The sequence below is a fragment of the Streptomyces sp. NPDC054847 genome (assembly GCF_053610925.1).
In genome coordinates this window covers 1-11,513 of sequence record NZ_JBSGZJ010000031.1, presented here as the reverse complement: position 1 = coordinate 11,513, position 11,513 = coordinate 1, and the positions used below count along the sequence as shown (strand labels likewise).

The following is an 11,513-nucleotide window of genomic DNA, read 5'->3' as shown; positions in this document are numbered from 1 at the left end:
CAGTGGGCGCGGATTCGTAGTTCGCCGATCCGCCGAGATCGGTCGGAGATTGTTGACGCGTCGGGAATCTCCGACGTATTGTTCGGTCATGCCTACAGACGTGTTCGGCGTGTTGGCCAACCCGGTGCGTCGCAGACTGCTTGAGCACCTGCGTGAAGGACCTCGCTCCACCGGCGAGCTGGCCGGGATGTTCGAGCTAGGCAGACCTGCGGTCTCCGAGCATCTGTCGGTGCTCCGCAGCGCCGGGCTGGTGCGCGAGGAGCCGCGCGGCCGGCACCGCTTCTACCACCTCGAACCGGCCCGGCTGAGCGAGGTGAGCGAGTGGCTGCACCCGTTCGAGCACTACTGGCAGCAGCGCCTGGACGCGCTCGCCGATCTCCTGGACAAGGAAAACGAGAGATGACCGAGAACAACCCGATCACCTACGAGAAGTTCCTGCCCCACCCCCCGGCGGCGGTGTGGAAGGCCCTGACCGACCCCGACCTCCATGCACGCTGGTGGGCCGCCGGCGACATCAAGCCCGTCGTCGGACACCGCTTCACCCTCGACATGGGCAGCTTCGGCAGCCAGCCCTGCGAGGTGACCGAGGCGGACGACCAGCGCCTGCTGGCCTACCGATTCGCGGAAGGGACCCTCGACACCACCATCACCTGGACGCTCCAGCCGGAAGGCGAAGGCACCCGCCTCGTCCTCACCCACGCGGGCTTCGACCTCGATTCCCCGATGGGCCGACAAGCCTACGACGGCATGGGCAAGGGCTGGCCGCGCGTCCTGGACCGCCTCGACGCCGCACTGAACGAGACCGCCTGAACGCGTCTTTTCCCATCGAGGGTGGTCGTGTCCCAGCGCGAGTCTCCTCCCACCCGTGATCAGAGCCGCGACGGGCACCGTCAGCGCGGGAGCGGCCTGCCTTCCAGCTTTGAGCCCTTTACCCGTGGCGGCGGCACACTGAAGGCGTGGGCGACTTCCGAGGGGACCTCACGGTGATCGCTGACGGCGTTGAGTTCATAGCCGCAGCAGATCTACGGTCGTGGGTCGAAGAAGCAAGTCGCCGGCTTCGGTCCTACTACCGCGATTGTTGACGGTGGGACCGACTGGAACGGCACGCTGGGTTTCCCAAACGGTGACAATGCGGCGTGGCTGTGACGGAGGCCGAGTCGCCACTGTCGCGGATGCCGGACGGGCGCGAAGCCCGCTTCGTGGTCAGTCGGGGGGACCTCGAAACCGGGCGACTGCTCATAGATGGGAGCGGCAGTCCGCACCAATAACTGGGGCAGGTTATTGACCCCGGAACGTGTGCAGATCGGCGTGCCGGAGAGACAGGGGCGGCTCAGCGAGGGGTTGCCGGGGGCAGCTTGATCGTCGCACATGCCGGGCCGCGCTCTGTGAGGGACTCGCAGTCCTGGGATCCGCCGGCAGCCACAGCGCCGATCTCGATGCCCCAGGCTTCCTCCGGCACGGTAATCGGTGAACTGACCCGCTGTTCCACCACGCCCTTGTCATCGGGCCTGAGGTAGCCGCTGTAGAAGTCGATGTCGAAGGGATCCTTGTCCACGTCCACAGCGTCTGCGTAGACCTCGATGGTCGCCCACGTGTCAACGCCGTCGGCCCGAACCGTGAAGCTCAGCGTCAGATCCGGCCGGTGACCTTTCAACTCGACGTCGGTAATGGTCGGGCGTCCGTTCCCCCCGGCTGCCTTGGACGCGCCGACGACCGCCACGCTCAACGACACCATGTAAAAGATCACCCCGAGGATGAGCACGACGGTCTCCCACAGAATCCCCCGGGGCGTGGGGCGGATCAGCAGTGCCACGATGCTGCACACGATGGCGAGGACGGCGCAGAGCGAGGCCGCGTAGATGGGCCACGATTCGTTGTTGAGCGCGACGAAGACGATGTCGCTCGTGAGCCCGAGCGCGGTCATGATGCCTGCAACAGCGACCAGGGCACCGGCGAGGATCTTGGCGACATCGTCCAGCCGCTTCCCGACCCTGGCCTGGGCCTCTTCGGACATCGGAGCAGTCTCGTGCCTATCGCCCGGAATCCTCATCCCGCTCATAGTGGTCGAGGCATGGCGTATCGGAGCGCCTCGGCGCCCCGGATTGGGCCGAAGGGGCGACGGACCGCAGACATGCTCGCCCCGCCGGTTCTCGGCAGGTGCGAATCCAGTCGAGCCGCCGCCTCTCGGATAGGTCCCCGCCCCGACACGGCCGAGAACGATCCGCGATGCGGTTGCGGCACTTCATCGCGATTCGGCCGTGACGACCCCCGGACCGTCAACTCGTCCCCCTTGCCATGTCTCTCGCACTCACGGCCTGCGGCAGGATCTGGAACCGGCCGCCGCCCGAGGGCGAATCGTCGTGCTGAAGCCGGCCGAACTCACGACCACATGGACCGATGCCGGCGGCACCCTGACGCTGAAGGCAAGATGGAACTTTCACCGCCAACAACAAATGCGGCGGCTGGATGGGCGCCTCGGACTGGAACTGGACGGACCCCTGGTCAGGATCGGGCACCTGGTCACGATGTGATGTCTTGTGTAGTGGGCGGGCGATCCGCGTACCGACGAAGTGGTGTGGCTGTAGGCGCCTTTCGCAAGTGCCGCACCGGTTCATAGGTGCCCAATGTATTCGGACTTGGCGGACCGGGTGTCGGAAGCGGCAGGGTCGCCGCTGTGCCCTCCGTCCAGGCACTGGTGTTGGTCTTTGTTGCCGAACGTAATGTCATCGGCCTACGCTGCAGCACACCCTTGCCCGGTCATAAGCCCTGGAGCTCATCGTGCCGACACCCGCAAACGCGAATCTCACCATCGAAGCTGCCACCGCACTGCTGACGGAGGAACTGCCGCAGCTGGAAGCCCACCAGCAGTCGCTGGAGAAGGACCTCGCTGCTGTTACCGAGCGGCTCGAGTCAGTCCGCAGCGCCCTCAGTGCGTTGCAGGCTCTTTCCGCAACCACCGTGCCGATGCCGCAGGTCGAGGCCGAACCGGACTTCGAGACTGCTGACGCCGATAAGCCTTCGGGCCGCAAAAGCGTGGCAGCAGTAGCGACCCCCGACACTGGCGGTGAGGAGCCGTCATCGGCGCCAGAGGCCGAACAGCCTCTGGCGCCCGCTGCCGAAACCAAACCCCGGAGGCGACCCGCTTCGAGGAAGAAGACTGCATCCAAGAAGGCCCCCGCCAAGACTGCGGCGAAGACCCGCCGGACCAAGAACACCGCGTCCTCTGCGAAGGCTTCGCCCGCGCAGAAGGCAAAGGGCGAGGCCCCCTCTCCGGTCGAGGCGGCTGGGCTGACTGATCAGGTCGCCGCCGTGCTCGCCCGCCATGCGGCTGCCCCCATGCGTGCCCGGGAAGTCGCACAGATCCTGGGCCGCGACGAGTCCGCGGGTGCCATCAACACGGTGCGCAGCACTCTCGACCGGCTGGTCGCCACATCCCGTGCCCACCGTGCAGGCCGCGGCCTGTACCAGGCTCCGGGTAACTGACGCAGGCGGCCGGGCGCTGCACCGCCAATGACCAACGCCCTTGCACGTCTCTTCGAGATCGCCCCACCGCCGAGCGAGCCCCGCCGGAAAGATTGGGGCCGGGCCGAGCGCAGCCTTGGGGTCGAGCTTCCCACCGACTACAAGGAGCTCGTCCACGTCTAGGGGGAAGTACCTGGGACGACTATCTGTACCTCCTGGAGCCCGGCTGCCCCAACGAGAACTACGACCTCATCGAATGGGCAGAGCACCGGGCCGAAGACCTGGAAGATCTGTGGAAATTCGAGAAGAAGCCGGCGGAACTGGAGGTCGAGGGGTCCCGAGTCATCCCCTGGGCAACCACGGACAACGGAGAGTGCCTCTACTGGCTTGTCCGGCCAAGCCTTGAGCCGGACCAGTGGAGCGTCATGGTGAACGAGGCGCGCGGCGACCGATGGGAGCACTTCTCCGCATCCTGCACGCAATTCCTCGCGTCTGCTCTTGATGGAGAGCTGCAGTCGAACATCGTCTCGTCCTTGTTCCCGCGCGCTACACATGAGTTCCGCCAACTTGGTGCGGTATGACGACGCGGAACTCTGTCGGCCCCAAGGGCTTCGGCGTAGCGCGGATGACATCCGATTGCTGCCGCTTGGATGCCTTTGAGGTTCCAACAGAAGCCGTTGATGGTGTGACTGTCGGCTTGTGTGCTCGTCGGTCTGTCCATGGCAGGTGGGACTTGTCGGTGCCGGAGTCGCCGATCAGGCAGAGCGGCCGGCTCTTCTTGATCCACTCGCAGCTTGCGAGGGTGTTGACCACGGCGGGATCGATGGCGTTGGCGTCGAAGTCGAAGGCCTCGAGTTATCGGCGTAGCAGTGAGGGAGTCGTGCAAACAGCCGTTCAGGACGCTGCGGATGCGTCCTGAAGGGGCAGAGGTTCAAGCTTGCCCAGGGCGGTGGCTCGATCGAGGTAAGTCGCTGTCGTGTTCGAGTAGTACGACCGTAGGATCACGCCATGACTGCCGATGCCCCGCTCACCCGAGAGTCGTTCCGGCGCCTCCATCCGATCAGCGCGCCCAGGCCGGTCTCTCAGTTGCCGGATCGTGTCTGGACCGACGAGGACTGGGACCGGATCCAACGCGGATATCGAGCCCGGGACATGGATGAGAAGTGGAACGTCTTCGTCGAAGGCGATGTCCTTTTCATGCACCGGAGTTGGACCGGTCACGGCGTCTATGAGGCGTCCTTTGCCCCCGTGACCGGTGGGGGCAGGAGGATCGCCTCTGCTGTGGTGGAGGCTGATGTGGAGCGCTATCGGAGCAAGGGCGACGAGTACGACCGTCTGATGATGGAACTGATCATCAGCGCGATCATCCTTGGGGAGCCCGCCGCCGACCTCCGGGCCGGTCTCGTGGAGTTGACTGCCCGGGCGTCAGGAAGGAGCGATCTTCCCGCGGGCGTGGTGGAGCACAGTGTTCTGGGCTTGCGCTCGGGATCGTAGGCTCCGCAGCCTGGCGAGTGATCACAGCCCCGGGCCATACGACTGGATCACGCGTGGCAAGCGCAGGATCTCGCCGTGTGCGGCGGCCAGTCGCCGTTCGAGTTCTTGGACGCGCTCGCGGTGGGTGTTGCGCTCACGACGACGGGCGTCGGTAAGAGTACGGATAACCGTGCCGTCGTCGACTGAGGGGCAGGCCGCGCGGTCCGTTGCTGGCCGCGCAGGGTCTCGATGCGTCTCCGCAGGTCGGTGTGGGCATAGAGGAAGTCCAGGTTGACGCCCGCCCGCCCTTCGAAGACGGCCCGGAAGTTGATCTCCTCGCCCTCCTTGATCAGCCTTCGGATGCCCCCTCCGCCCGTTGGACGGCCTGCCGGTGCCTGTCCCGGGCGGCCTGCCGCAGGGCGGCGATCCGCCGGTCAGCAGGAGGCTGGGCTTCCGGGACCGAAGAGCGCCTGCCGGGAAGCGTCAAGGCAAGCGGCTACGGGGAGGACCGATACCCCGGCCGGCGCGTTGAGTCGTGTCTGTCAGTGGTGGGCAGGACCGTTGGGGCCGGAGATGGCGCCGAGCTGGGAGAGGCCGTCGAGGATGTCGGTGCAGGTCCAGTACTCGACGAACCGGCCGTCGCGGGCGCGCAGGATGTCGTTGCCGCTGAAGGAGATCTTCGTGCCGATGGGGGCGGTGGCCTGGGGGATGCCACCGGTGTAGGTGGCGCGCATGGTCCAGCGGGCGGAGATCAGGTCGCCGTCGACGATCGGGCCGAGGTCGACGGTGATGGTGATGTCGCCGAAGGTGGCCATGGTCTGCTCGATCTCGGGCAGCAGGCGCTCGGGGCCGGTGGTGGCCTTGGAGTCGCTGCCGTCCGGGCGGGCCTGGTGGACGACGAAGCCGGGGTCGAGGATCTCTTTGGCGTGGCTGAAGTCGCCGCGCCACATCTCGCTCCAACGGCCGTAGAGGACACGCAGATGCTCGGAGGTGTGGGTGGTCATGGGTTCTCCCAAGGGTCGTGCTAAAAAAGTATCTGCGCCGCACACTATCTGCGTGACGCAGATATAGATAGACGCGAGGGTGATTCCATGTCAAACCGAACCCGTGAGCAGCTGGTCGAGGCGGTCACCGTGGCGGCCCGGCGCCACCACGCCGCCTACACCTTGTTCAACCAGGCCATGGCCGAACACCTCGGCCTGCACCCCACCGACCTCCAGTGCGTCAGCCTGCTCGCCCTGGAATCCGAGCCCTGCACCCTGGGCGAGATCGCGGAGCTGACAGGACTGACCTCCGGATCGGCCACCCGCCTGGTCGACCGCCTCCAGAAGGCCGGCCTCGTCGAACGCCGCCCCGACCCCCATGACCGGCGCAAGATGCTCGTCACCCTCACCCGTGGCCGCACCCCCGAGATCGAAGCCGCCTGGGATGCCCCCGGCAAAGCCTTCGACCAGACGCTGGAGGACTTCACCGACGACGAGCTCACGGTGATCGAGCGATACCTGCGGCGCACCACGGACGTCGGCACCGCACAGACCGCACGCCTGCGTTCCGACTGACCCGACAACCGCCCGGTCGCGCTCCGGGGGCATCCGCACGCGATCTTCAGAAACCCTGTTTTCTGAAGATCCCTCCCGCCGGGTCGTGGGACCCCTCCGAGCCTGTGTTGTTTCAGGGCCCACACAGGCGTACGGCGAGCGCGGCGATGTCGTCGTCAAGGCTTCCCCTGGTGTAGCGGAGAAGATCGCGGTGAAGGGCCGTGAGCAGTTGGCGGGGCGGCGTCGGGGGCTGCCGACGCATCCAAGCTGCCAGCGGGAAGAACTCGCCGTCGCGGGCGCGGGCCTCGGTGATCCCGTCGGTATAGAGAAGCAGCAGGTCGTCGGGGGCGAAGTCGAAGGTGTCAACGTTGTACTGATCACCGATCAGCTCCGCGAGGCTGAGCAGTGGCGAGGGGGTGGCCGACTCGAGGACACGGAGTTTCCCGCGGTTCAGGAGCAGCGCCGGGGGGTGTCCGCAGTTGAGGACGTCGATACGTCCTCCCTCGTGCGGGATCTCGACGAGAAGGGCGGTGGCGAAACGCTCCATCGTCCCCTCGGGGGGAAAGGCGGCGTTGTAACGGGTGCTGCTGGCGTCAAGCCTGCGTGCGACGTTGACCATGGCGGGCTCGTGATAGGCCGCCTCCCGGAAGGCGTTGACGATCGCCGCGGCCGCCCCCACTGCCGGCAGGCCCTTGCCGCGCACGTCACCGATGAGCAGCCTCACGCCGTACGGCGTGTCGACCACCTCGTAGAAATCCCCACCGATGCGGGCCTCCGCCGCGGCAGCGAGATACAGCGACTCGACCTCGATGCTGCCGAAGCGGCGTGGCATAGGGCTCAGCACCACCTGCTGCGCGGCGTCGGCGACGAGGCGTACGTGGAAGAGGGTGCGCTCTCGCTGGAGCCGGACATGGCTTCCGTACGCGGCAGCCACGGTCACCGCGATGATCCCCGCAGCCGTCCACCACGTCCCCAGATCGGGGAAGACGAGGCTGAGCCCGATCATCAGAAAGAGGCAGACCGTCCCGAGCAGGACCGTGGGGAGCACCGGCCACATGGCGGCGGCGAGGGCCGGCGCCGCGGGCAAGAGGCGACTGAAGGCCAATTCCCGTGGCGTGGCGTATGCCAGGCTGGCGATGACGACGGTCAGGATGACCGGCGACAGCCTCACAAGTCTTCCCGGCCCGGGGCGCCTACGGAGCCGCGGCCGTCCAGACTCAATCACACTTCGCACAATATCTGCGCAGTGAAGGCATAGTGCGCATCTCTTCCAGCGCGCCGCCCATCATCAGCACCGGCCCGAGCAGAAGCTCACCAGCGACGTAGATGGCCGTAGTCGGCCGCGATGCGCTCGGCCAATTCAGACGACGTCCCCTGCCCGGGCTCCCGCAGGCGGGGGCGTCGGGGCCCGCGCAGGGCTCGATGAGGGTGGCGAGGACGTGGCCGAAGCAGGAATGGCGGACCTCTGCCGGGCGCAAGTCGGCCGACAACATTGGTCTGTCGAGCGGCGGCTGGATCATGAGCCGGCAGGGCCGCAGCGGGGACATCACCGCGGGGACCACGGTCCTCGAGGGCATCCGGGAGTCGGCGTCGAACGTGCCTGCACCGGCACGACAGGAGCCTGACATATGGACGTGACCGGCAACGAACATGCGGGAGGTGAGAATGACCTGATGCATGCGCTGCCCGGCCCGGCGGAACGACGACGTCCGCCGCGCCGGGCAGCGGGTCGCGCGAGCACAGGAGTGCCAGACGTATGCAAGCGAACACAGACGACCCGTGGTCGGTGACCGGCCTCGACCCCATGGCCGGAAAGGTGCTGGAGCACCTGGTGACCGTCCCGTCGGCGGACGTCACCGAAGTGGCGGCGGCGCTCGGCGTGTCCCCGGCGGAGGCGGACCGGGTGCTCGGGCACCTCGCCGCGTCCGCCCTCGTACTGAAGACCGACGCCGCGCCGCCACGCTGGGCGGCCGGCCCGCCGCGCTCGTCGCTGGGCGCCCTGCTGGCCCGTCGGCGGGCCGAACTGGACCGGGCCGAGAGCATGGTGGCCCGCCTGCACGAGGTGTACGAGGTGGTGTCCGCGCCGCGTGCCGGACATCTGGTGGAGGTGCTGCAGAGCGCCGGCGAGGTGTCCGTACGCTACGGCCAGCTGCTCAAGGCGAGCACCGGCGAGCTGCTGCACTTCTCGAAACCCCCGTACGTCACGGGTCTGACGGTGACTCCGGAGGACTTGGGCCTGCCGCCCGCCGTGCGCATGCGGTCGGTGTACGAGACGGATGGCTTCACCGACGTGCGCTCCCTAGCCACGGCCGTGTACGGGACCCGGCAGGGCGGCGAGCTGCGGCTGGCGGCGCGGCTGCCGGTGAAGCTGGCGGTCTTCGACCGGTCGGCGGCGCTGCTGCCGGTACGGGAGGAGGAACCGTCGTCGGGTTCCATGGTGGTGCACTCGCCCGCCCTGGTGACGGCCCTGGTAGAGCTGTTCGAGAACGTGTGGGAGCGGGCGGAGCCGGTGTCGCTGGAGAGCCTGGGCGAGGGGCCGGTGCCCGGAGGTGAGCCGGCGCTCTCCGGGCCGGACCTGAGGACGCGGGAGATCCTGCATCTGATGGCGACCGGGATGAAGGACGAGACGATCGCCCGTGTGCTTCGGGTGAGCCGCCGCACCGTGCAGAAGCACGTCAGTTACGTGGGCGCCGCGCTCGGCGCGCGGACCCGCTTCCAGATCGCGCTGATGGCGGCGGAGCGGGGGTGGCTGAAGCAGGGGGCGTGACGGCCCGGCGCCTTTGACGGGCCGTCACGCGGTCCGGGGTCAGAAGGTGAGGCTCCACGCGTTCAGCCGGCCCGGCTCCAGGGTGAAGATGCCGGGCGTGCCGTCGGTGACCCGTAGCTTCCAGGTGCCCGTCGCGGCGACGGCGGAGGTGTCGACCGTGTACGTCTCGTTGAGGCCGGGGGCGATCACCCACGGGCCCCAGGGCTTGACGGGGATGACCGTGCCGTCGGGGGCGATCAGGTCAAGCAGCATGGCGTTGCCGAACTGATGATCGATGCTCACGGTGACCTTCAGATCGGCCGGGGCGTTGCCCGGTCGGCCCCGTACGAGCAGGGCGGACTCGGCCGTGCCGTTCTTCGGGATCGCGGTGAGGGTCGGGTTGACGAAGTAGTGTCCGCCGGACTCCACCGCGGTCCAGGTGAACGCCAGGGTCCGGACGTCACCGGCCGCGTTCGTGATGTCGATCTTGGTGTCGTAGGTACCGGCCTTCTCCGGCGTGCCGGTGATCCTGCCGGTGGCGGCGTCGATCGTCAGGCCCTTGGGCAACGCATTGGCGGTGAAGGAGAGCGCGCCGGGACGGGTGCTGACGGCGGTGATCCGGCGGTCGACCGGCTGGCCGACGGCCACGGCCTCGAACGGCGTCGGCTCGACGGCGATGTGGTTGACGTACCGGTTGCCGACGTTGACGGCCGCCCAGGCGTTGGCCACGGCCTCGTAAGCGTCGCTCTGCGCGCCGTAGAGGTCCGCGGCGGCCTGGAGGGTCGCGGTGCGGGCGCCCTGGTAGTCGGTGCGGCTGGTCATGTAGACGGTCAGCGCGCGGTAGATCACGTCCGTGGCGTCGTGCAGGCCGATGCCCGCCACCGGCAGGCCGTCGTATGTGGGGCTGTCGTATGCGACACCGTTGATGGTCTTCGCGCCGCTGCCCTCGGCCAGCAGATAGAAGAAGTGGTCCCCGATCCCGGCCGCCATGTGCGACTCGGCCCACTTCGCGTCCGGCGACCAGTAGTCCATCGGCGTGTGGCCGTAGTACTCGCCGATCTTGGACGGGTGGTCCATGTACCGGATCGGTCCGCCGTTGCCGCGCAGGTCGGCCAGCTCGGCCTGGTGGTAGTCCGGCACGTCCTTCGGGTTGTCCGCGTGGAACTCCACCGCGGCGGCGATCATGTCGCTGATCGCCTCGTTGAGGGCCGGCGATTCGCCGAAGTCACCCAGCGCGGCCGTGGCGGAGGTGACGCCGTGCGCCATCTCGTGCGCGGTGATGTCCAGGGCGAGCACGGGGTGCAGCCCGTCGCGGCCGTCGCCATAGCTCATGCAGAAGCAACTGTCCTGCCAGTTGGCGTTGGCCAGCGGGACCCCGAGCTGGGCCTGGTAGTGGACGCGGGAGTAGCCGCCGCGGCCGTCGTCGGCTATGCCGTTGCGGCCGAAGCGCTCCTTGTAGAAGTCCCACGTCGTCTGCATGCCGTGCGCGGCGTCCACCGCCGCGGTCTGGGGGTGCCGCGGGTCTCCGTCGCCCCAGACGTCGTCGTCGTCCGTCATGAGGACGCCGCTCCAGCTGTTGCTGGAGTCGAGCACGCGGTGTCCGCCGCGCTCGTTGTCGATCAGCGCGTACGTGCCGTCGTCCTGGCGGACCGAGCCGATCGTGACCTGCCCGCTGTACATGCCGTGGCCGTCGGCGGACTTCACGTTCTCGCCGTTGCCCAGCACGGTCTCGTCGGCGGCGTCGGTCACGACGTGCCGCTCGCTGGGGGAACCGTTCTTCTGGAGGCCGGTGACGACCGTCTCCCACGCCAGCTTCGCTCCGCCGTCCGCCAGCCACACGACCAGACGGGGCGCCTTGTCCGCGTTCCCCCTGGCGGTGCCCTGCTCCTTGGCCTTGCCCAACGCGAGCTTCTTCGCGGCGGCGGCCGGCACCTTCGCCTCGGTCGTCGGCAGGGTCAGCTCGGCCGTCGAGGCGTAGGTGACGGTGCGGCCGGCGGGGCGCTCGTGCACGACCAGGTCGCCGCCGAGGACGGGCAGACCCGCGTACGTGCGCTCGTAACGGGTGTGCACCGAGCCGTCGGCGTCCTTGATCACATCGCGGGCGATCAGCTTCTCCCGGGCGCCGAGCTTCAGCGCGCGGGCCGTCTGCGGGCCGCTCCCGGTGGCCCGGTCGAGCAACTGGCGCCGCTCGCCGGGAGACAGCGGGACGATCGCGGCGCCCGGTCGGGGCGCCGCCGTGATTTGGGGGAGGGCGTTAGTGGCGGCGGCGCCCCTGGAGGTGTCGTCGGCGGAGA

General features: G+C 68.1%; 12 protein-coding genes and 1 pseudogene. 8 read left to right on the top strand and 5 right to left on the bottom strand.

Annotated features, from left to right (window positions below):
- The first annotated feature begins 88 nt into the window (after nucleotides 1-88).
- Nucleotides 89-403, top strand: a complete 315-nt coding sequence (locus ACWGH4_RS06265) for an ArsR/SmtB family transcription factor (protein WP_453456281.1) — start codon at nucleotides 89-91, stop codon at nucleotides 401-403.
- Nucleotides 400-810, top strand: a complete 411-nt coding sequence (locus ACWGH4_RS06260; protein WP_453456278.1) for an SRPBCC family protein — start codon at nucleotides 400-402, stop codon at nucleotides 808-810. The genes ACWGH4_RS06265 and ACWGH4_RS06260 overlap by 4 nt, the downstream gene beginning before the upstream one ends.
- Nucleotides 811-1,330: 520 nt before the next feature.
- On the opposite strand, the gene ACWGH4_RS06255 is transcribed toward ACWGH4_RS06260, so the two are convergent.
- Nucleotides 1,331-2,014 carry a hypothetical protein gene (locus ACWGH4_RS06255; protein WP_453456275.1) on the bottom strand — a complete coding sequence of 228 codons (684 nt, stop codon included), beginning with the start codon at nucleotides 2,012-2,014 and terminating at the stop codon, nucleotides 1,331-1,333.
- A gap of 346 nt (nucleotides 2,015-2,360) precedes the next feature.
- On the opposite strand from ACWGH4_RS06255, the gene ACWGH4_RS06250 reads away from it, so the two are divergent.
- From ACWGH4_RS06250 to ACWGH4_RS06240, 3 genes are all read left to right on the top strand, one after another.
- Nucleotides 2,361-2,531 carry a hypothetical protein gene (locus tag ACWGH4_RS06250; RefSeq protein WP_453456272.1) on the top strand — a complete coding sequence of 57 codons (171 nt, stop codon included), beginning with the start codon at nucleotides 2,361-2,363 and terminating at the stop codon, nucleotides 2,529-2,531.
- A gap of 247 nt (nucleotides 2,532-2,778) precedes the next feature.
- A complete protein-coding gene (locus tag ACWGH4_RS06245) occupies nucleotides 2,779-3,483 on the top strand; it encodes a hypothetical protein (RefSeq protein ID WP_453456269.1) in 705 nt (234 codons plus the stop codon).
- 27 nt (nucleotides 3,484-3,510) lie between these two features.
- Entirely contained in the window at nucleotides 3,511-3,645 is a 135-nt protein-coding gene (locus tag ACWGH4_RS06240) for a hypothetical protein (RefSeq protein WP_453456266.1), read from the top strand.
- A 540-nt stretch (nucleotides 3,646-4,185) separates the two neighbouring features.
- Here ACWGH4_RS06240 and ACWGH4_RS06235 read toward each other — a convergent pair.
- Nucleotides 4,186-4,317: pseudogene (locus tag ACWGH4_RS06235) on the bottom strand (ATP-binding protein); the annotation flags it as partial.
- Nucleotides 4,318-4,470: 153 nt separating this feature from the next.
- On the opposite strand from ACWGH4_RS06235, the gene ACWGH4_RS06230 reads away from it, so the two are divergent.
- Nucleotides 4,471-4,956, top strand: coding sequence for a hypothetical protein (locus tag ACWGH4_RS06230; RefSeq protein WP_453456264.1), 486 nt, complete (start codon nucleotides 4,471-4,473; stop codon nucleotides 4,954-4,956).
- A gap of 521 nt (nucleotides 4,957-5,477) precedes the next feature.
- Here the strand turns inward: ACWGH4_RS06230 and ACWGH4_RS06225 are convergent.
- Nucleotides 5,478-5,939 (bottom strand): ester cyclase, encoded by a 462-nt coding sequence (locus ACWGH4_RS06225; RefSeq protein WP_453456261.1) that lies wholly within the window; start codon nucleotides 5,937-5,939, stop codon nucleotides 5,478-5,480.
- Between the two features lie 87 nt (nucleotides 5,940-6,026).
- Here ACWGH4_RS06225 and ACWGH4_RS06220 point away from each other — a divergent pair, with 87 nt between their 5' ends.
- A complete protein-coding gene (locus ACWGH4_RS06220; protein WP_453456258.1) occupies nucleotides 6,027-6,494 on the top strand; it encodes a MarR family winged helix-turn-helix transcriptional regulator in 468 nt (155 codons plus the stop codon).
- Nucleotides 6,495-6,606: 112 nt separating this feature from the next.
- On the opposite strand, the gene ACWGH4_RS06215 is transcribed toward ACWGH4_RS06220, so the two are convergent.
- A complete protein-coding gene (locus ACWGH4_RS06215; RefSeq protein WP_453456255.1) occupies nucleotides 6,607-7,698 on the bottom strand; it encodes a PP2C family protein-serine/threonine phosphatase in 1,092 nt (363 codons plus the stop codon).
- A gap of 531 nt (nucleotides 7,699-8,229) precedes the next feature.
- Here ACWGH4_RS06215 and ACWGH4_RS06210 point away from each other — a divergent pair.
- On the top strand, nucleotides 8,230-9,240 hold the full coding sequence (locus tag ACWGH4_RS06210) for a helix-turn-helix transcriptional regulator (protein WP_453456252.1): 1,011 nt from the start codon (nucleotides 8,230-8,232) through the stop codon (nucleotides 9,238-9,240).
- 39 nt (nucleotides 9,241-9,279) lie between these two features.
- Here ACWGH4_RS06210 and ACWGH4_RS06205 read toward each other — a convergent pair.
- A partial coding sequence (locus tag ACWGH4_RS06205; protein WP_453456249.1) for a M4 family metallopeptidase occupies nucleotides 9,280-11,513 on the bottom strand: 2,234 nt, incomplete at its 5' end.

Excerpts from the sequence above, each read along its gene's own strand:
- ACWGH4_RS06210 (WP_453456252.1), top strand. The coding sequence starts at position 8,230 with ATGCAAGCGAACACAGACGACCCGTGGTCGGTGACCGGCCTCGACCCC.
- ACWGH4_RS06260 (WP_453456278.1), top strand. The coding sequence starts at position 400 with ATGACCGAGAACAACCCGATCACCTACGAGAAGTTCCTGCCCCACCCC.
- ACWGH4_RS06240 (WP_453456266.1), top strand. The coding sequence starts at position 3,511 with ATGACCAACGCCCTTGCACGTCTCTTCGAGATCGCCCCACCGCCGAGC.
- ACWGH4_RS06265 (WP_453456281.1), top strand. The coding sequence starts at position 89 with ATGCCTACAGACGTGTTCGGCGTGTTGGCCAACCCGGTGCGTCGCAGA.
- ACWGH4_RS06225 (WP_453456261.1), bottom strand. The coding sequence starts at position 5,939 with ATGACCACCCACACCTCCGAGCATCTGCGTGTCCTCTACGGCCGTTGG.
- ACWGH4_RS06230 (WP_453456264.1), top strand. The coding sequence starts at position 4,471 with ATGACTGCCGATGCCCCGCTCACCCGAGAGTCGTTCCGGCGCCTCCAT.
- ACWGH4_RS06220 (WP_453456258.1), top strand. The coding sequence starts at position 6,027 with ATGTCAAACCGAACCCGTGAGCAGCTGGTCGAGGCGGTCACCGTGGCG.
- ACWGH4_RS06255 (WP_453456275.1), bottom strand. The coding sequence starts at position 2,014 with ATGTCCGAAGAGGCCCAGGCCAGGGTCGGGAAGCGGCTGGACGATGTC.